This window comes from Citrobacter sp. Cf118 (assembly GCF_030334095.1).
Classification (GTDB): domain Bacteria; phylum Pseudomonadota; class Gammaproteobacteria; order Enterobacterales; family Enterobacteriaceae; genus Citrobacter; species Citrobacter freundii.
The window spans coordinates 45919-64794 of the sequence record NZ_JAOWES010000058.1 but is presented as its reverse complement, the minus strand read 5'-3'; the positions used below and the strand labels follow the sequence as shown (position 1 = coordinate 64794).

Here is an 18876-nt window from a genome sequence, read left to right as displayed (position 1 = left end):
CCAAACGAAAATCCATATACCTTTGTAGGCCGGATAAGGCATTTACGCCGCCATCCGGCAACATACAAAGCCGGTTACATGACGGCGGCAAATGCCTTTGCCACGCGCTGCACGTTACCGTGATTCAACCCAGCTACGCACATGCGACCGCTGGCGATCAGGTACACACCGAACTCATCGCGCAGGCGATCAACCTGGGCTGCGCTAAGCCCGGTATAGCTGAACATACCGCGCTGTTGCAGCAGGTAGTCAAAGTTACGGCCCGGGATCTCTGCATTCAATACGTTAACCAGCTCCTGACGCATCGCCAGAATGCGGGTACGCATCTCTTCGACTTCCGCCAGCCAGCTGGCTTTCAGCGCGTCATCACCCAGTACCGCGGCAACTACCTGCGCACCAAAGTTTGGCGGGCTAGAGTAGTTACGACGCACCGTCGCTTTTAGCTGCCCCAGAACGCGGCTGGCGGTATCAGCATCTTCACATACTACAGACAGTCCGCCGACACGCTCGCCGTACAAGGAGAAAATCTTCGAGAATGAGTTACTGACCAGAGCGGGCAATCCGGCGCTGGCAATGGCGCGAATCGCATAGGCGTCGTCTTCTATTCCACCACCGAAGCCCTGGTAAGCAATGTCCAGGAACGGAATCAAATCGCGTGCTTTCAGGATCTCAATAACGCTATCCCACTGCGCAGGAGTTAAATCCGCGCCCGTCGGATTATGACAGCACGGATGCAGCAGCACGATGCTGCGCGCCGGTAAGGTATTCAGCGTTGCCTGCAGGTCGTTGAAACGCACGCCGTTAGTCGTGTCGTCATACCAGGGGTAAGTGCTTACTTCGAATCCTGCCCCCTCAAAAATTGCGATATGGTTTTCCCAGGTCGGATCGCTGACCCATACGCCAGAATCAGGGAAATAGCGTTTCAGGAAGTCTGCGCCAACCTTTAACGCACCGGAGCCGCCCAGCGTCTGAATAGTTGCGACGCGCTGCTGCTGGAGAACCGGATGATCTGCGCCAAACAGCAGCGGCGCAATAGTATGACGATACGTGTTCAGACCTTCCATCGGCAGATACAGCGAAGCACCATGCGGTTTGGCATTAAGTCGAGCTTCCGCTTCCGCCACCGCTTTAAGCTGAGGAATAATTCCGTCTTCGTTGTAATACAGGCCGATGCTGAGGTTCACTTTGTCGCTACGTGAATCTTCTTTGAAGCGCTCCATGAGCGATAAAATCGGGTCGCCGGCGTAGGCGTCAACTTTCTGAAACACGTGTGGTTCTCCAGGTTTACAGGCAAGGGTTAAGAACACAATAAACCGGAAGCGGGAGAAGATCGAGAGGATGTTGAGGGTAATATTGCCGGAAGGCGGCGTAACCGCCTGTCCAGCACATCATTCTGCTAATCGATATACTTCATCGCCACCCTTGAGGTCAGGCGCGTAATAAGTTCGTAAGCACTTACTTTCGTCATTTCAGCAATGCGTTCAACGGGCAGTCCCTCCCCCCACAGAATCACCGAATCGCCGGCTTTATCCTGCGCTTCGGGGCCTAAATCGACGCAGATCATATCCATCGCAACGCGACCGACGATCGGCACTTCACGGCCATTGACCAGTACCGGCGTCCCAGACGGCGCCGCGCGCGGATAACCATCACCATAGCCCATTGCCACCACGCCCAGACGCGTGTCGCGCTCGCTCTGCCAGGTTCCACCATAGCCAACCGGTTCGCCCGCTTTGTGCTCACGCACCGCAATCAGGCTGGAGGTCAACGACATCACCGGCTGACAGCCAAAATCGGCGCCGATAGAGTGGTTTTCCAGTGGCGACACACCATACAGAATCAGTCCCGGACGCGCCCAGTCGAAGTGAGACTGTGGCCACAGCAGAATACCGCCCGATGCGGCAATCGAACGCTGCCCAGGTTTGCCCTCGCAAAAGCTGTTGAAGATATCGAGCTGTTTTTCGGTCGCGCCGCATTCAGGTTCGTCTGCGCGCGCAAAATGGCTGACGATATTGACCGGCTGGCGCACATTTTCACATTGCGTTAGGCGCTGATAAAACGCCTCGGCCTGCTCAGGGCGTACGCCCAGGCGGTGCATACCGGTGTCGAGCTTCATCCAGACGGTAACGGGTTCAACCAGATTAGCGGCTTCCAGGGCTTCGAGCTGCTCCTGGTTATGGACGGCTGTATGCAGACGCTGCGCGGAAATAGTCGGCAGATCGGAGGCATCAAAAAATCCCTCCAGCAGCAGGATGGGCTGCGTGATCCCTCCCGCTCGCAACCGCAGGGCTTCTTCAAGACGAGCGACACCAAAAGCGTCCGCATCAGGGAGCGTTCGCGCGGTCTCTAACAGACCATGGCCGTAGGCGTTCGCTTTCACGACCGCAACCAGTTTACTGGCAGGAGCCAGTTCACGCAGACGTTGCAGGTTGTGTCGCAGAGCGCGGCGGTTAATGACTACAGTTGCCGCTTGCATTTGTATTCCTTAGAAATTACTCATCATCATATTGAGGACCGGCATAGTTGTCGAAGCGGGACCACTGTCCGTTAAACGTCAGGCGCACCGTACCGATCGGACCGTTACGCTGCTTACCAATAATAATTTCGGCGATGCCTTTTAAGTCACTGTTTTCGTGATAAACCTCATCACGATAGATAAACATGATTAAGTCGGCATCCTGTTCGATGGAGCCGGATTCACGCAGATCCGAGTTAACCGGGCGCTTGTCGGCGCGTTGTTCCAGAGAGCGGTTAAGCTGCGACAGCGCCACCACCGGCACATGCAATTCTTTCGCTAACGCTTTCAGCGAGCGGGAGATTTCTGCAATTTCCAGCGTACGGTTGTCGGAGAGCGACGGCACGCGCATCAGCTGCAGGTAGTCGATCATGATAAGTCCGATACCGCCATGTTCACGGGCGATACGACGGGCACGCGAGCGCACTTCCGTTGGCGTCAGGCCGGAGGAGTCATCAATATAGATGTTTCGTTTCTCCAGCAAAATACCCATTGTTCCGGAAATTCGTGCCCAGTCTTCATCATCCAGTTGACCGGTACGGATTTTGGTTTGGTCTACGCGTGAGAGCGAGGCCAGGGAACGCATCATGATCTGTTCCGAGGGCATTTCAAGACTAAAGATAAGAACCGGCTTATCCTGCAACATCGCCGCATTTTCGACGAGGTTCATCGCAAATGTTGTTTTACCCATCGACGGACGCGCGGCGACGATAATTAAGTCTGACGGCTGCAAACCCGCCGTCTTTTTATTGAGGTCGTCATAACCGGTGTTCACCCCGGTGACGCCGTCGTGCGGCTGCTGGAACAGCTGCTCGATACGCGCGACGGTGGCGTCGAGCACATCAGTAATATTTTTCGGCCCTTCGTCTTTATTTGCGCGGCTTTCCGCGATTTTAAAGACACGGGATTCAGCAAGGTCCAACAGATCTTCACTGGAACGGCCTTGCGGATCAAACCCGGCTTCCGCGATTTCGTTCGCAACCGAAATCATGTCACGAACAACGGCACGTTCGCGGACGATATCCGCATAAGCGCTAATATTCGCCGCACTTGGCGTATTTTTAGACAACTCAGCCAGGTAAGCAAAACCGCCGACGCTGTCCAGTTGTCCCTGAACCTCCAGCGACTCTGCCAGCGTAATCAGATCGATGGGTTTCCCCATCTCCTGCAGGCGATGCATTTCCGTGAAGATATGCCGGTGCGGCCGGGTATAAAAATCTTCCGCCACCACACGCTCGGCGACATCGTCCCAGCGTTCGTTATCCAGCATTAAACCGCCCAACACCGACTGTTCCGCTTCAATCGAGTGCGGCGGTACTTTCAGCCCGGCGACCTGGGGATCGCGCTCACGAGCATCAGTCTGTTGTTTGTTGAAGGGTTTATTTCCTGCCATAGTGAATGGAGTTACCGAGATAATGATTGGGTCGAAAGATTACCACATTTCTTTTGGAGGAAGCATGGCAACACGTATTGAATTTCACAAGCATGGTAGCCCTGATGTACTCAAGGCGGTGGAGTTTACCCCCGTAGACCCGGCGGAAAACGAAATCCAGGTCGAGAACAAAGCTATTGGGATCAACTATATCGACACCTACATCCGCAGTGGTCTTTATCCGCCGCCATCTCTGCCCAGCGGCCTGGGTACCGAAGCTGCCGGCGTAGTCAGCAAAGTCGGCAGCAAAGTGACACACATTAAAGCTGGCGATCGCGTGGTGTACGCCCAGTCTGCCCTTGGTGCCTACAGCTCAGTGCATAACGTTCCGGCCGATAAAGCCGCCATCCTACCCAACGCTATCTCATTTGAACAAGCCGCAGCCTCATTCCTGAAAGGGTTAACCGTTTTTTATCTGCTGCGTAAAACCTATGAAATTCAGCCTGATGAGCCGTTTTTGTTCCATGCGGCTGCGGGCGGCGTCGGGATGATTGCCTGCCAGTGGGCAAAAGCATTGGGCGCGAAGCTGATTGGTACCGTCGGCAGTGCGCAAAAAGCGCAAATTGCGCTGCAGGCCGGCGCATGGCAGGTCATTAACTATCGTGAAGAAAGCATAGTTGAGCGAGTGAAAGAGATAACCGGCGGGAAAAAAGTACGGGTGGTGTATGACTCGGTGGGGAAAGATACCTGGGAAGCCTCGCTGGATTGTTTACAGCGCCGGGGACTAATGGTCAGCTTTGGTAATGCTTCCGGGCCGGTGACTGGCGTGAACTTAGGTATTCTGAACCAGAAAGGTTCGCTGTACGTGACCCGTCCTTCACTCCAGGGGTATATCACCAATCACCGCGAATTAACCGAAGCCAGCAATGAGCTATTCTCGCTAATTGCCAGCGGAGTAATCAAAGTGGATGTCGCGCCTGGTCAGACGTTCGCACTGCACGATGCACAGCGTGCTCATGAAGTACTGGAAAGCCGGGCAACGCAGGGATCGAGTTTGCTAATCCCATAATGCTTCGACTTCCCCTAAATAATTCAAATTGCAGGAAGGCGGCAATTGAATGAATCCCCAAGAGCTTACTGGAGTAAGTGACTGGGGTGAATGAAAGCAGCCAACACACCTGCGGTTTGAATTATGACGGGGAAGTAAAGAATTAGGGCTTCCCGTGGGAAGCCCTTTCTTTTTTTAGTTCGGCTGTATGTAGGGTACAGCTCGATGAATTCGTTAACCTGGCAATAGTGACAGATTTGATAATCAATTCCTATTTGGTTCTAAAGGCAATGTTGCAGGTTGTGACGCACCGCTCAATACCTTAGTAAAATCGACGGTTATTGCGCTGATACTGTGGGACTTTTGGCGCTTTTATCGCCTTGATAACCCACACCACGGCAACAGCCAGTAGCAGCCAGGGCAACAGTTTAATCATCAAGGCAAATAGTCCGCCCAGAAACATCACTGCAGTGGCTACGACCAATGCGGCCAGAACGCCCAGCAAAGATACGCCGGTGACCATCAGCATGATAAAAAATCCAATCACAAAAAGTAGTTCCAGCATGGCTCTCTCCCGAAATGAAATTCTCTCCATTGTTTTACAAGAAACATGCCAAAAATAATGCATTGATTTATAAAGAAAACGCCCCGCGACAAAGCGCAGGGCGTGGTGAAATTAACTAACTTTTGGTGAAAACTTAACGCTTGTCTGCCACCAGCTTCAGCGCGTGCTCCAGTACGTTAATATCTGCCCCGGCTTTATGCGCATTTTCGCTCAGATAGCGACGCCACTGACGAGCCCCAGGGATCCCCTGAAACAGCCCCAACATATGGCGCGTCACATGTCCCAAATAGGTTCCCTTACTCAGTTCACGCTCAATGTACGGGTACATGGCGCGCACCACGGTAACCGGATCGGTATCTTCGCTGGTAACTGCAAAAATCTCGCGGTCAACGGACGCCAGAATTCCTGGGTTTTGATAAGCTTCACGCCCTACCATCACGCCATCCATATGTTGCAGATGAATTTTCGCTTCTTCCAACGATTTAATGCCGCCGTTGATCGACATCGTCAGATGCGGGAAATCACGCTTTAGCTGATAAACACGGTCATAATCCAGCGGTGGAATTTCGCGGTTTTCTTTCGGGCTTAACCCGGACAGCCAGGCCTTGCGGGCGTGAATGATAAACATCTCACATTCGCCGTTGCCAGATACCGTGTTAATGAAATCGCAGAGGAATTCGTAACTGTCCTGGTCATCAATGCCGATACGCGTTTTCACCGTTACCGGAATCGACACCACGTCGCGCATTGCTTTGACGCAATCGGCGACCAGTTGCGCATTCCCCATCAGGCAAGCGCCAAACATGCCATTCTGCACGCGGTCGGAAGGACAACCCACGTTGAGATTGATTTCGTCATAACCCCGCTGTTCAGCGAGCTTTGCGCACTGCGCCAGCGCCGCCGGATCGCTCCCGCCCAGTTGCAATGCGACCGGATGCTCTTCTTCGCTATACGCCAGATAATCGCCTTTACCATGAATGATCGCGCCGGTGGTTACCATCTCCGTATAGAGCAACGTCTGGCTGGACAGTAAGCGCAAAAAGTAGCGGCAGTGTCTGTCCGTCCAGTCGAGCATCGGCGCGATAGAAAAACGATGAGCGGGAAAAGCGGTAGACTGAGATTCAGGCAGCATGGCGAATATTCAAGCATCCGGTTAAAAAAGGGGCGCTACTATAGCATAGACCGTTACGATAGTGAGCCACATCCTCGCGGCTCACTCCCTCTGCCCCTCAACAAACGCTATTTACGCCCCGGTTTTCCGTCGTGTGATCCGAAAAACTGCGGCGGATGGTCGACCCAGCGATCCTCGCGTGTAGCGGCATAGACCGGGTTAAGCGGATAATAAATGCGGTTATATTTTTTGTTCGCCTCACCCACGACTAATAGACGCACCTCTTCGCTGGTATTATTGATAAAGGTATGGCACACGCCCGTACCTGCCGGGAAACCGACGCTGTCGCCCGGTTCTAGCTTCCATAAATACCCGTTAATCCAGGCCTCAGGATAACCTTCCAGCACATAGATAAACTCTTCCTCATCGCTTTCAGCGTGCGGGTACGACGTGCGCCGACCCGGCGGCAGGCGTTCATGATGAATGCCGAGTCGTCCTAACCCCAACTTGCGGGCAAGCGGCGCGCCAATAGCAAATAGCTCATCGCTGTCGGGATAAGTGGAGTCATCAGCCCCCTCAACCTCACGCCAGTGTCGAATACAATCGGGTCTTTTCATGGTTATTTTCCAGTATTGCGATGCGTCAGGTATAGCACACCGCGGTGGATCTCGGCGTTTTAAGCAGAACATGTTAAAGTAAGGGATTAACCTTCCACGCAAATCGAGGCGCCAAATGGACAAAACCACTACGCAAGAGTTATTGGCTCAAGCTGAAAAACTCTGTGCGCAACGCAACGTGCGGCTTACGCCACAGCGTCTCGAAGTGCTGCGCCTGATGAGCCTGCAGGAAGGGGCTATCAGCGCCTATGACCTGCTCGACCTGTTGCGGGAAACCGAGCCGCAGGCCAAGCCGCCAACCGTGTATCGCGCGCTCGATTTTCTGCTGGAACAAGGGTTTGTGCATAAGGTGGAATCCACCAACAGCTATGTCCTTTGCCATCTGTTCGATCAGCCAACCCACAGTTCCGCAATGTTCATTTGCGACCGCTGTGGCGTGGTAAAAGAAGAGTGCGCAGAAGGTGTGGAAGACATCATGCATACGCTGGCGGCCAAAATGGGTTTTGCTCTGCGACATAATGTTATTGAAGCACACGGGCTGTGTCCGGCCTGTGTAGAAGTTGAGTCATGCCGCCATCCTGGCGAGTGCCAGCATGACCATACGATTCAGGTGAAGAAGAAAGTTGGGCGCTAGGTAAGCGGGAGAGCGTACATCCTTGTACTCTCAGGAGGGAGGGGTTAATTACCAGCGGTAATCATTACGTTTTTCCCAATCGTTAACTTCTTTCTCCGCCTGATCTTTCGCGTAACCGTAACGCTCCTGGACTTTACCGACCAGTTGGTCACGTTTACCTTCAATGACCGTCATATCATCATCGGTCAGTTTGCCCCATTGCTCTTTCACTTTACCTTTAAACTGCTTCCAGTTGCCGCCGACTTCGTCTTTATTCATCATCAAGTCCTCATCGTTAGGTTGTGAATAGCGAGAGTGCCATGTCCAGACACATGCTGTTTTCTCTGGACGTGAGAATAAGTGTAGTCAGGGATTCTGGGTTTTATTTACTATTCGGAATTTTTAACCATCCTGCTCAGGCGAACCAGGTTCCATTACGCCAGTGGCGTCGCCAGATAAAGGCCAGTGAAAGCCCACGCAGCGCGAGGAAAACGGTTAACGCCAGCCACAAGCCATGATTTCCCAGCCACGGTAAAGTCAGCAGCGTTAAGGCGAATCCCACTGCGGCAACGGCCATACTGTTGCGCATTTCTGCCGCGCGCGTCGCGCCAATAAACATGCCGTCGAGCAGATAACACCAGACACCCACCAGCGGTAACACCACCTGCCAGAAGAGATAGCGATCGGCCAGTAGTCGGATTTGCGGCAGCGAGGTCAGTAGCGCAACAATCTGCTCGCCAAACAGGGCATAAACCAGAGAAAACAGAATAGCCACAATACCGGACTGCCGACAGGCCGCCCGCCAGACGTCCAGTAACTGGCCACCATCTCGCGCCCCATAGGCCTGGCCCGAATGCGCTTCCACGGCATAGGCAAATCCATCCAGCGCGTAGGCGGTAAAGGTTAGCAGAGTCATCAGAACGGCATTAACCGCAATAATATCGCCTCCCAGACGTGCACCCAGCACCGTGATAGCGCCAAAACAGAGCTGCAGCAGCAGCGAGCGCAACATGATGTCACGGTTAAGCGCCAACAAACGGCGGAAGTTGCCACGCCACGCCTGCTTCAGCATTGCCAGCGAAATTCCGCGCATATGCAGGACTTTGCGCACCATCATCAGGCCGATCAGTAAGGTGGCATATTCAGCAATCACCGTCGCCAGTGCCGCACCTTGCACGTTCATATGCAGGCCCATCACCAGCCATAAATCGAGCACAATGTTAAGAATATTGCCAACAATCAACAGGATAACCGGCGCACGCGCATACTGAACGCCAAGCAGCCAGCCGAGCAGCACCAGATTAGCCAGCGAGGCGGGTGCGCTGAGCCAGCGGATTTCAAGGAAACGCCGGGCTTGTTCCAGTACCGCTTCACTTCCCCCGACAATATGCAGCGCTACATCGATAATCGGCGTACGAAACAGTGCGATAAGCAACCCCGCGCCCAGCGCCAGCATTAGCGGCTGCACCAGTGCGCGCGCCAGCGCCTGAGGATTTTTCGCACCAAATGCCTGCGCAGTAAGACCCGTGGTGCTCATGCGCAGGAAAAGCAGCAGCATAAAGAGAAAACTGGTTGCCGTAGCACCAACCGCAACACCGCCAAGATAGACCGGGCTATCCAGATGACCAATCACCGCGGTATCCACCAGTCCCAGCAGGGGAACAGTGATATTGGAGAAGATCATCGGTAAGGCGAGGTGCCAGAGTGCTTTATCAGAAGAGGTAAAGAAAGGCATACAGGAGGGCCTGAGAAGAAGTTAGACGTACTGGACAATGTGATGCAGGCCCGGCAAGCGCAGCGCTACCGGGCACATTGCCGGATGGCAACGTAATCGTCTTATCCGGCCTACAGAGATTCAGCAGAAAATCAGAGCCATTCACCGTTACGAATGACACCTACCGCCAGCCCTTCAATGGTGAAGCTTTGCTCACGCAGGTCGACAACGATAGGTTTAAATTCGCTATTTTCTGGCAGAAGTTCAACCTTGTTGCCCTGCTTTTTCAGGCGCTTAACCGTAACTTCGTCATCAATACGGGCAACAACAACCTGACCGTTACGCACGTCCTGAGTTTTATGCACCGCGAGTAAATCACCGTCCATAATACCAATATCTTTCATCGACATACCGCTAACGCGCAGCAGAAAATCGGCGTTCGGTTTGAACAATGAGGGATCGACCTGGTAGTGGCCTTCGATGTGCTGCTGCGCCAGAAGTGGCTCGCCTGCCGCCACGCGGCCGACAAGCGGTAATCCTTCTTCTTCTTCCTGCAGCAGTCGAATACCGCGCGATGCGCCAGATACAATTTCCAGCACACCTTTACGCGCCAGCGCTTTCAGATGTTCTTCAGCTGCGTTTGGGGAACGGAACCCCAAACGCTGCGCGATCTCCGCACGCGTCGGTGGCATACCTGTCTGGCTGATGTGATCTCTAATGAGATCAAACACCTCTTGCTGCCTGGCCGTTAACGCTTTCATTCCGCCCCCTGGGTGTATATACAGTTATGCTGTGAGTATATACAGCTAAAGGCGATTTTGGAACCGCAAACTGCACAAAAAACAGGAGATTTATAAAGATGTGGAATCCTTATCGCAAATGCGACCACAACAGGATGCCCCAGGTGATCAGAGCAACGAAAATAGACAGCAACACTGCCGCCGACCCCATATCTTTCGCCCGACCGGAAAGTTCGTGATACTCAGAGCCAACACGGTCAACCACCGCCTCAATCGCACTGTTGAGGATTTCAACGATCATCACCAGCATCACGGAACCAATCAACAGCACGCGGGTAATCGCATCGACGTCCAGCCAGCAGGCGATGGCTACGCCCAGTAGTACGGCAACGCTTTCCTGGCGGAATGCCGCCTCATTGATCCATGCGGCGCGAAAACCTTTCCAGGAATAGCCTGCAGCTTTGATAATTCGGGTAAATCCAGTGGTATTATTGGCCATCAAAAAGAACCTTTTTACATTATTAGCGTCAATGTCATTGTAACGTTACCCCGTTTGTTTCAGGGTGTGGCAAAGCAGCGCGAAGTATGACCGGATACCACAGAAATTCACTAAACTTTCTGATATCCTTGCAGCGCATTTGCATTATTAACCAGAGGCTTTACATCGTTTATGTCCGGCTGGCCACGAATTTACTACAAATTACTGAATTTACCATTAAGCGTCCTGGTAAAAAGCAAGTCTATTCCGGCAGAACCTGCCCCGGAGTTGGGACTCGATACGTCTCGTCCCATTATGTACGTCCTACCGTACAATTCAAAAGCAGACTTGCTGACGCTGCGTGCCCAATGTCTGGTGCACGATCTCCCCGATCCCCTGGAACCGCTGGAGATAGACGGGACTTTACTGCCGCGCTACGTGTTTATTCACGGCGGCCCACGTGTGTTCACCTATTACACGCCAAAAGAAGAGTCCATCAAGCTGTTCCATAACTATCTCGACTTACATCGCAGCAATCCAGACCTGGATGTGCAGATGGTGCCGGTTTCGGTGATGTTTGGCCGTGCGCCAGGGCGTGAAAAAGGTGAAGTTAATCCGCCGTTACGTATGCTAAACGGCGTACAGAAATTCTTTGCGGTGTCCTGGCTGGGTCGCGACAGTTTTGTCCGCTTCTCCCCGTCAGTCTCTCTGCGTCGTATGGCGGATGAACACGGTACGGATAAGATCATTGCCCAGAAGCTGGCACGCGTGGCGCGTATGCACTTTGCTCGCCAGCGCCTGGCCGCTGTCGGCCCGCGCCTCCCTGCCCGCCAGGATCTGTTTAATAAGCTGTTAGCTTCAAAAGCGATCGCTCGCGCGGTAGAAGATGAAGCGCGCAGTAAAAAAATCTCCCACGAAAAAGCGCAGCAAAATGCCATTGCGCTGATGGAAGAGATTGCCGCCAACTTCTCCTACGAAATGATCCGTTTGACGGACCGTATTCTGGGCTTTACCTGGAACCGTTTGTATCAGGGGATTAACGTTCACAATGCTGAACGTGTACGCCAGTTGGCGCACGATGGGCATGAAATCGTGTACGTTCCGTGCCACCGCAGCCATATGGACTATATGCTGCTGTCGTACGTTCTGTACCACCAGGGTCTGGTTCCGCCGCACATCGCAGCCGGTATCAACCTGAATTTCTGGCCAGCGGGGCCGATTTTCCGTCGTCTGGGCGCATTCTTTATTCGTCGTACCTTCAAGGGCAACAAGCTCTACTCCACCGTATTCCGCGAATACCTGGGCGAATTGTTCAGCCGCGGCTACTCGGTTGAGTACTTTGTCGAGGGTGGACGTTCACGTACTGGTCGTTTGCTCGACCCGAAAACCGGCACCCTGTCGATGACTATTCAGGCGATGCTGCGCGGCGGTACGCGTCCTATTACTCTCGTACCGATCTACATCGGCTACGAGCACGTAATGGAAGTGGGCACCTACGCCAAAGAGCTGCGTGGCGCGACGAAAGAGAAAGAAAGTCTGCCACAAATGCTGCGTGGCTTAAGCAAGCTGCGTAACCTGGGTCAGGGCTACGTCAACTTTGGTGAACCAATGCCATTGATGACTTACCTCAACCAGCATGTGCCAGAATGGCGTGAATCTATTGACCCTATCGAGTCTATCCGTCCGGCCTGGCTGACGCCGACGGTGAATAACATTGCTGCCGATCTGATGGTACGCATTAACAACGCTGGCGCGGCCAACGCCATGAACCTGTGTTGTACTGCGCTGTTGGCTTCCCGCCAGCGCTCTCTGACCCGTGAACAGTTAACCGAGCAGCTCGACTGCTACCTGAGCCTGCTGCGCAACGTGCCGTACGCGGCGGACTCAACCGTTCCTGCGCAGAGCGCCAGTGAATTGATCGACCACGCCTTGCAGATGAACAAGTTTGAGGTCGAGAAAGACACCATCGGTGACATCATTATTCTGCCGCGCGAGCAGGCGGTCTTGATGACGTACTACCGCAACAACATTGCGCATATGCTGGTTCTGCCTTCGTTGATGGCAGCCATTGTGACTCAGCATCGTCGTATTTCACGCGTCGCGCTACAGCAGCATATTGATGCGTTGTACCCGATGCTGAAAGCCGAGTTGTTCCTGCGCTGGGAGCGCGATGAGCTTGCCGGGGTGATTGACGAACTGGCCAGCGAAATGCAGCGCCAGGGACTGATTACTCTACAGGATGGCGAGCTGCATATTAATCCTGCCCGCTCCCGTACGCTGCAGCTGTTGGCTGCGGGTGCTCGCGAGACGTTGCAACGCTACGCTATCACCTTCTGGCTACTTAGCGCCAACCCGTCCATCAACCGCGGTACGCTGGAGAAAGAGAGCCGCACCGTGGCACAACGCCTCTCAGTGCTGCACGGCATTAACGCGCCGGAATTCTTCGATAAAGCGGTGTTCAGCTCTCTGGTGCTGACGCTGCGTGACGAGGGATTCATCAGCGACACCGGTGATGCCGAGCCGGAAGAGACGATGAAGATCTATCAGATGCTGGCCGAACTGGTCACATCGGATGTGCGTCTGACCATCGAGAGCGCCACACAGAGCGAGTAAGCATAAAAAAACCGGTCGAAATGACCGGTTTTTTATTTCGCAGGCTAAGCCAAAATCAAAGATGCCAATAGCTCATCGCCAGTCCCAGGAACAGCACCAGGCCTACATAATTATTGTTCATAAACGCTTTAAAACAGGCATCACGTTCACGATTAACGATCAGCTTCTGCTGATACACAAACAGCGCACCCGCCACCAGCAAAGACCAGTAATAGCCTAACGCCAGTTCGTTCAGCCACCCAACCAGCGCCATCAGCACCAGTACACCGACCTGCAGAATACCAATAATGAGTTTGTCGTTCTGGCCGAACAGGATCGCGGTCGATTTAATGCCAATCTTCAGGTCATCATCCCGATCAACCATCGCATACTGTGTATCATAGGCCACCGCCCAGAGAATGTTGGCGAGGAACATCAGCCAGCAGCTCAGTGGTACAGACTCGCTCACGGCGGCAAACGCCATCGGTATAGACCAGCCAAACGCCGCGCCCAGCACCACCTGCGGCAGATGCGTGTAGCGTTTCATGAAGGGATAGACCCACGCCAGCGCTAGCGCCGCAACGGACAACAAAATGGTCATCGTGTTGAGCGTCAAAACCAGCAGGAAGGCCAACAACACCAATACGACGAACAGCGTTCGGGCTTCTTTTTCGGTGACAGCGCCGCTCGGCAGCGGTCGATTCGCGGTGCGTTTAACGTGTCCGTCAAACTTCCTGTCGGCATAATCATTTACCACGCATCCAGCGGCGCGCATTAACCAAACGCCGGCGACAAATACCGCCAGGATCCACAGTTGCGGCATGCCTGGGGTCGCCACCCACAATGCCCATAGCGTTGGCCAGAGCAGCAGTAAGGCGCCGATCGGCTTATCCGTACGCATCAAGCGGTGAAACGCCAGCAGCTTATTCTGCGTCAGACTCCACTCCATCTTTATCTTCCTCTCAGTACAACGGCGATGCAGGCAGAAAAAGTTCGGTAAGCATCAGCGGCTTACCGCTCAGCCGTAGGCGGGAACGACGCCCCCATAGCGCTGCATCGCGGCCAATCTCAATAAAATCTCGGGTCAATGTCGATGACGTAAACAGGTAGCGTCCGAGCGGGGTTTTCCCCAGGTTCTGTAAGGCCAGTTCAGGGCCGCACAAGGTTGATTCAGGCACCACGGTCCGTCCGGCAAGCCAGGGTTCACCATCCGCACATAACAGGATTTCACGTAACCAATAGCGAGACTCTTTAGGCAGCAGCGTCAGTTCTTCAGCCACCTCATTTTGCCCAACGAATTCTTCGCGAATCAACGTTACGGTGACCTTTTTCCCCTGCTGCTCAAAACGTTTGGTCATGGAATCTTCCAGTAACAACCAGTCGAGCAGTTGGGGGGCCAGCGCCGGGATCGCATCAAAATAACGCAGCGCACGCAGTTGCGTTAACGCAGGGTGTGGCATGCCTTACTCTCCGATTTATAACCTGAAGGCATTGTATCGCAGAAAATGCATTACGGGGTGAGCAAACACAATTAAGTGATCGTCAGAGCAACATAAGTGTAACAATTAGCACCGAAGGATAAAAAAAGGTGCGCCAGGAGACGCACCAGTTGTTGCAAAATCAGCACTGCGGGGAGACGTTTACCCCTTGCCTTTTACACTGCTGATAAAGGTGGATCGGGCAGATTTGGATCCCAGACGTTCAGCTTCATCAAGCAGCTTCAGCGCTTTATCGACATCGCCTTTCGCCACGGCATCCTTAATGCCCTGGTTAAAATAACTTTCCGTGTCATTTAACATCGGCTCACTTTTCTTCACCGGTTGTGGCGCTGGAGCAGCAACGGCTGCCGCCGGAGCCGCATAAGTAACTGCAGGCGCTGCGGTATTACCCACCGTGACAGGGCCTGGGCCGGATGAGCCAAACAGCGGCCCTACCAGCACGCTGGAGGAGGAACTGGTTTTGACTTTCAGCTTCAGCAGACCGTCGGTGGTATGACGGGCGATCGGGTCAGGGATATCCGGAACAGCGTTACCTACACCCTTGGCATAGGCTTTTGCCGGGTCAAGCAGGGTCGTGGTCTGCTGGAGATCTTTGTCTGTGGTAAAGACCAGAACATAGAGCTTTTGCTGGCCCAGCGCTGGCGTCAAACGCATTACGCCTTCCAGACGATCGGCACTCATCACGCCGGGTTCCTGGTAGGTGAAATAGCTGCTGGGGAAGAACGCAGATGGCGTCATGTTCTGATCAAGAATTAAAACGTTTGGTGCAAATACACTGGTTTGTTTGTTGACTTCACTGGTCAGCGTCAGGGTTAACTCACCAATATTCGCGGGTACGCTGTACGCAGCGACTGGGCCAGTAATACCAGCAACATCCAGACGCTGACCCGCTGCCGCGAGTTGTGTTGACTGGGTTTTAGATTGATCAACCGGCGTCCAGGTTAGCTGTTGTAGCGCAGCAGTGGGAATAGTTGGAGCCGCGGTGGTGTTCTGCGGAACAATATTTACATCGGCCAGGCTGATGCCAGGCGCGCTGGCAAATAACCCTGCAGATAAACAAAGGGCAACGAGACTTTTCTTCATTTTCATTGTTATCACCTCAGATAGCATGGGTTCAGCGGTGGCCAGGCAATAGCGCGCTAAACCGTAATCAAGAGGGGCTGGCGCCCCTCTTTCGGTCTTTACGTCAGGTTAGTGCTGAATTACCACCAGATTTCCATCTGGGCACCGAAGGACCACTCATCGCTGTCGCCACGGCTGGTTGTGCTGATACCAGAGTTCGTTGCAGCGGCGTATTTGGTTACGTCGTTACCATTTTTAACGTAGCCCCACTCTTCATCCCATTTGGCATAGGTTGCAAAGACACGAATTGCCGGGCGGGACCAGATGCTGTCGCCAGCCTGCCACTGTTGCGCCAGGGTGATTTTGTACTGGCTGTTGCGATCGCCAGTCTGCTGAGATTTGACGTTGTCGTAACCGACTTCCAGCAGGGTGCTCATGATCGGTGTCCATTTGTACATCGGACGGATACCGACGGTGTACCATTCGGTCCCCAGGTCGTTATCCATATCGAGGTTCTGGTACATACCGACGTACATCAGATCCCATTTGTCGCCCAGGGAGATTGCACCGTGGTCAAGTACGCGGAACAGGCTACCGTTGTTATTAATAACGTTATTGGCGTAATTCGTTTTACTACCGTCTGGGTTAGTAACGGTGAAGGAGGATGAACCGTAAGACCCTTGGTTCAGACCTTTACCCTGAGTGGTCATAGAATCTGTCGCGTACTGAACAACAAACTTGTTGTAGCCCTTCAGCATGCTCTGGGTATGTTCAGCGGTGAACATCCAACCATCTTTAGATGCGCCGTCTGCCAGGTGGTAATCATCGGTGGTATTCGCACGGCCATAGTCAACGCCCAGTTCCAACATCCCATCCGGGTTAGTTGCCAACTGTGCTAAACGAACGTCAAATACGTCGTTGGCGGTGTCTTTGGTACGATCATAGATATTCTGGCTGCTGAAAGCATATGAACCACCCGCTTCCTGTGAACGGCTCGCGGCCAGAGACAGTTTACCGAAGCCCAGATCGATGTTTTCAATACCAGCACCAGGACCTGAAATATCCCAGTAGTAGAAGTCGATCATGTGAACGTCATGACGCTGATAGAAGCGCTTACCTGCCCAGATAGTGGAGCCTGGCAGCCATTCAATCAGGTTTTTACCCTGCACGTTGGCTTCACGGAAGGCCGGGTCAGTCCCTTCCCAGTCATTCTGCTGTGCGACGGAATAGGCAACGTTAGTGTCGAAGTAGAAGCTCTTATCGCCCTCTTTCCACACTTCCTGACCTAGTTTAATTTCCGCATAGGTTTCACATTCGTTACCAAGACGGTATTTACTTTGGGCGCCGGTTGCCTGGAAACACTGTTGTTCACCGCCGCTACCCGTCCAGCCAATACCGGAACGTGCATAGCCATGGAAATCCACAGCCATTGCCTGAACAGACATAATGCCTGCCGCCACAGCAACCGCCAGAGGGAGTTTGCGCAGAGTAATCATCGTTCTATCTCCTGAGATCATTGCTTTTCTTTAAACGCTTCACCTTGACGGTTTTGCGCTTTTTTTTAATGGGATACCTTAAACACCCGGCTCTTGATGCAACCGACGACATGCACTGCCATCCTCACGGAACAGATGGCAACGCTCTGGCGGCAGGCCGATAGCGAATGTGGCACCCTCTTCTACCAACACCACGTCGTTCTGGCGGTAAACCAGGTTTTGACGGATGGCGGGGATCTGGATATGAATTTGTGTTTCGTGACCAAGCTGCTCGACCACCTGCACTTCACCTTCGAGGGTGACATCGGCGATATCGCTGGGCAGCAGATGTTCCGGGCGGATACCTAAAGACATGTTGGCGCCAACCTGCACCGCATGGCTGTCTACCGGGAGCCATATTTGCTGGCGGTTAGGCAGTTCAACCTGCACCTGATCGATGGCCGTCCCGGTGACTTTCACCGGCAGGAAGTTCATCTTCGGCGAGCCAATAAACCCGGCAACAAAGCGGTCAGCCGGGTAGTGGTATAGCTCCAGCGGTTTACCGACCTGCGCTACGCGACCGGCATCCAGCACCACAATTTTGTCAGCCAGGGTCATCGCTTCGACCTGATCGTGGGTGACGTAAATCATCGTGCGACCAAGACGTTTATGCAGGCGGGAGATTTCAATACGCATCTGCACGCGCAGCGCGGCGTCGAGGTTTGACAGCGGTTCGTCCAGCAGAAATACACGCGGTTCGGCGACCAGCGTACGGCCAATCGCCACACGCTGACGTTGTCCGCCGGAAAGCGCTTTTGGTTTACGCTCCAGCAGGTGTGCCAGTTGCAGAACTTCCGCAACCTGGTTCACACGCTGGTTCATCACTTCTTTTTTCGCCCCGGCCAGTTTGAGGCCGAATGACATGTTTTCCGCGACAGATAAATGGGGGTATAACGCGTAGGACTGAAAGACCATACCCACACCGCGTTCGGCGGGCGGAATGTCGTTCATCCGGGTCTCCCCGATAAACAAGTCACCACTGGTGATGGTTTCAAGCCCGGCGATCATACGCAGCAAGGTCGACTTACCGCAGCCTGACGGTCCGACAAACACCACGAATTCCCCTTCGTGAATGTCGAGATTGATATCTTTCGATACCACCACGTCACCCCAGGCTTTCGTTACATTTCGCAGCTGTACGCTCGCCATGCCCTTCTCCCTTCGTTACAACCTGTCATCGACAGCAACATTCATGATGGGCTGACTATGCGCGATCACTTGACTGCGTGAATCCTCCACCCCCCGGCTTTTTTATGGGGGAGGAGGCGGGAGGATGAGAGAGCAGCGTCTGAGACCCGGGCTACCCGCCTCAGAGGAATTTCGTGATGCAGCCTGCAAAAATCGGTGGGTTTTTATGTGCGCCAGTACGCAATACTCACATTTATGTAACACAGATCACATAAAGAGCGGGTGGG

Annotated in this window: 18 protein-coding genes; 3 read left to right on the top strand and 15 right to left on the bottom strand. The window is 53.5% G+C overall.

Going from position 1 to position 18876, the window contains the following annotated elements; genetic code table 11:
- Positions 1-74: 74 nt before the first annotated feature.
- The 3 genes from tyrB to dnaB all read right to left on the bottom strand — a co-directional run bounded on the left by tyrB (position 75) and on the right by dnaB (position 3908).
- The gene (gene tyrB, locus OGX67_RS04545) at positions 75-1268 is read right to left on the bottom strand and encodes an aromatic amino acid transaminase (RefSeq protein WP_257651897.1); all 1194 of its coding nucleotides are present in this window, start codon (positions 1266-1268) and stop codon (positions 75-77) included.
- Positions 1269-1396: 128 nt separating this feature from the next.
- On the bottom strand, positions 1397-2476 hold the full coding sequence (gene alr, locus OGX67_RS04540) for an alanine racemase (protein ID WP_003031716.1): 1080 nt from the start codon (positions 2474-2476) through the stop codon (positions 1397-1399).
- Between the two features lie 16 nt (positions 2477-2492).
- On the bottom strand, positions 2493-3908 hold the full coding sequence (dnaB, locus tag OGX67_RS04535) for a replicative DNA helicase (protein WP_003826610.1): 1416 nt from the start codon (positions 3906-3908) through the stop codon (positions 2493-2495).
- A gap of 64 nt (positions 3909-3972) precedes the next feature.
- Between dnaB and OGX67_RS04530 the strand changes: the two genes are divergently transcribed.
- Positions 3973-4956: a quinone oxidoreductase gene (locus OGX67_RS04530; RefSeq protein ID WP_257651898.1), complete on the top strand. Its 984-nt coding sequence runs from the start codon at positions 3973-3975 to the stop codon at positions 4954-4956.
- 301 nt (positions 4957-5257) lie between these two features.
- Here the strand turns inward: OGX67_RS04530 and pspG are convergent, their stop codons facing one another.
- The 3 genes from pspG to OGX67_RS04515 all read right to left on the bottom strand — a co-directional run bounded on the left by pspG (position 5258) and on the right by OGX67_RS04515 (position 7228).
- On the bottom strand, positions 5258-5500 hold the full coding sequence (pspG, locus tag OGX67_RS04525; protein WP_003031713.1) for an envelope stress response protein PspG: 243 nt from the start codon (positions 5498-5500) through the stop codon (positions 5258-5260).
- Between the two features lie 133 nt (positions 5501-5633).
- Positions 5634-6632 (bottom strand): tRNA dihydrouridine(20/20a) synthase DusA, encoded by a 999-nt coding sequence (dusA, locus tag OGX67_RS04520; protein WP_071696324.1) that lies wholly within the window; start codon positions 6630-6632, stop codon positions 5634-5636.
- 107 nt (positions 6633-6739) lie between these two features.
- Positions 6740-7228: a cupin domain-containing protein gene (locus OGX67_RS04515; RefSeq protein WP_003031710.1), complete on the bottom strand. Its 489-nt coding sequence runs from the start codon at positions 7226-7228 to the stop codon at positions 6740-6742.
- A 115-nt stretch (positions 7229-7343) separates the two neighbouring features.
- Here OGX67_RS04515 and zur point away from each other — a divergent pair, with 115 nt between their 5' ends.
- Positions 7344-7862, top strand: a complete 519-nt coding sequence (gene zur / locus OGX67_RS04510) for a zinc uptake transcriptional repressor Zur (RefSeq protein WP_003031709.1) — start codon at positions 7344-7346, stop codon at positions 7860-7862.
- A gap of 48 nt (positions 7863-7910) precedes the next feature.
- Here zur and OGX67_RS04505 read toward each other — a convergent pair whose 3' ends face one another.
- The 4 genes from OGX67_RS04505 to OGX67_RS04490 all read right to left on the bottom strand — a co-directional run bounded on the left by OGX67_RS04505 (position 7911) and on the right by OGX67_RS04490 (position 10794).
- Positions 7911-8120: a CsbD family protein gene (locus tag OGX67_RS04505; protein WP_003031706.1), complete on the bottom strand. Its 210-nt coding sequence runs from the start codon at positions 8118-8120 to the stop codon at positions 7911-7913.
- Positions 8121-8256: 136 nt separating this feature from the next.
- A complete protein-coding gene (gene dinF, locus OGX67_RS04500) occupies positions 8257-9576 on the bottom strand; it encodes an MATE family efflux transporter DinF (protein WP_106672462.1) in 1320 nt (439 codons plus the stop codon).
- A gap of 131 nt (positions 9577-9707) precedes the next feature.
- Positions 9708-10316: a transcriptional repressor LexA gene (gene lexA, locus OGX67_RS04495; protein WP_003031703.1), complete on the bottom strand. Its 609-nt coding sequence runs from the start codon at positions 10314-10316 to the stop codon at positions 9708-9710.
- Between the two features lie 109 nt (positions 10317-10425).
- Entirely contained in the window at positions 10426-10794 is a 369-nt protein-coding gene (locus OGX67_RS04490) for a diacylglycerol kinase (RefSeq protein WP_003031701.1), read from the bottom strand.
- A 171-nt stretch (positions 10795-10965) separates the two neighbouring features.
- Between OGX67_RS04490 and plsB the strand changes: the two genes are divergently transcribed.
- A complete protein-coding gene (gene plsB, locus OGX67_RS04485; protein ID WP_257651899.1) occupies positions 10966-13386 on the top strand; it encodes a glycerol-3-phosphate 1-O-acyltransferase PlsB in 2421 nt (806 codons plus the stop codon).
- Between the two features lie 55 nt (positions 13387-13441).
- Here plsB and ubiA read toward each other — a convergent pair whose 3' ends face one another.
- The 5 genes from ubiA to malK form a co-directional block, all read right to left on the bottom strand.
- Entirely contained in the window at positions 13442-14314 is an 873-nt protein-coding gene (gene ubiA, locus OGX67_RS04480; RefSeq protein ID WP_257651900.1) for a 4-hydroxybenzoate octaprenyltransferase, read from the bottom strand.
- 13 nt (positions 14315-14327) lie between these two features.
- Complete coding sequence (gene ubiC, locus OGX67_RS04475) at positions 14328-14825, bottom strand: chorismate lyase (RefSeq protein WP_204584256.1); 498 nt, start codon at positions 14823-14825, stop codon at positions 14328-14330.
- A gap of 180 nt (positions 14826-15005) precedes the next feature.
- The gene (gene malM / locus OGX67_RS04470) at positions 15006-15953 is read right to left on the bottom strand and encodes a maltose operon protein MalM (RefSeq protein WP_048220023.1); all 948 of its coding nucleotides are present in this window, start codon (positions 15951-15953) and stop codon (positions 15006-15008) included.
- Between the two features lie 113 nt (positions 15954-16066).
- A complete protein-coding gene (locus OGX67_RS04465) occupies positions 16067-17422 on the bottom strand; it encodes a maltoporin (RefSeq protein ID WP_003031683.1) in 1356 nt (451 codons plus the stop codon).
- Positions 17423-17500: 78 nt separating this feature from the next.
- Positions 17501-18610: a maltose/maltodextrin ABC transporter ATP-binding protein MalK gene (gene malK, locus OGX67_RS04460; RefSeq protein WP_003031682.1), complete on the bottom strand. Its 1110-nt coding sequence runs from the start codon at positions 18608-18610 to the stop codon at positions 17501-17503.
- Positions 18611-18876 lie beyond the last annotated feature (266 nt).

Bases quoted from the DNA above. Each gene is read 5' to 3' on its own strand.
- alr (WP_003031716.1), bottom strand. From the start codon at position 2,476: ATGCAAGCGGCAACTGTAGTCATTAACCGCCGCGCTCTGCGACACAAC.
- dnaB (WP_003826610.1), bottom strand. From the start codon at position 3,908: ATGGCAGGAAATAAACCCTTCAACAAACAACAGACTGATGCTCGTGAG.
- OGX67_RS04530 (WP_257651898.1), top strand. From the start codon at position 3,973: ATGGCAACACGTATTGAATTTCACAAGCATGGTAGCCCTGATGTACTC.
- pspG (WP_003031713.1), bottom strand. From the start codon at position 5,500: ATGCTGGAACTACTTTTTGTGATTGGATTTTTTATCATGCTGATGGTC.
- dusA (WP_071696324.1), bottom strand. From the start codon at position 6,632: ATGCTGCCTGAATCTCAGTCTACCGCTTTTCCCGCTCATCGTTTTTCT.
- OGX67_RS04515 (WP_003031710.1), bottom strand. From the start codon at position 7,228: ATGAAAAGACCCGATTGTATTCGACACTGGCGTGAGGTTGAGGGGGCT.
- zur (WP_003031709.1), top strand. From the start codon at position 7,344: ATGGACAAAACCACTACGCAAGAGTTATTGGCTCAAGCTGAAAAACTC.
- OGX67_RS04505 (WP_003031706.1), bottom strand. From the start codon at position 8,120: ATGAATAAAGACGAAGTCGGCGGCAACTGGAAGCAGTTTAAAGGTAAA.
- dinF (WP_106672462.1), bottom strand. From the start codon at position 9,576: ATGCCTTTCTTTACCTCTTCTGATAAAGCACTCTGGCACCTCGCCTTA.
- lexA (WP_003031703.1), bottom strand. From the start codon at position 10,316: ATGAAAGCGTTAACGGCCAGGCAGCAAGAGGTGTTTGATCTCATTAGA.
- OGX67_RS04490 (WP_003031701.1), bottom strand. From the start codon at position 10,794: ATGGCCAATAATACCACTGGATTTACCCGAATTATCAAAGCTGCAGGC.
- plsB (WP_257651899.1), top strand. From the start codon at position 10,966: ATGTCCGGCTGGCCACGAATTTACTACAAATTACTGAATTTACCATTA.
- ubiA (WP_257651900.1), bottom strand. From the start codon at position 14,314: ATGGAGTGGAGTCTGACGCAGAATAAGCTGCTGGCGTTTCACCGCTTG.
- ubiC (WP_204584256.1), bottom strand. From the start codon at position 14,825: ATGCCACACCCTGCGTTAACGCAACTGCGTGCGCTGCGTTATTTTGAT.
- malM (WP_048220023.1), bottom strand. From the start codon at position 15,953: ATGAAAATGAAGAAAAGTCTCGTTGCCCTTTGTTTATCTGCAGGGTTA.
- OGX67_RS04465 (WP_003031683.1), bottom strand. From the start codon at position 17,422: ATGATTACTCTGCGCAAACTCCCTCTGGCGGTTGCTGTGGCGGCAGGC.
- malK (WP_003031682.1), bottom strand. From the start codon at position 18,610: ATGGCGAGCGTACAGCTGCGAAATGTAACGAAAGCCTGGGGTGACGTG.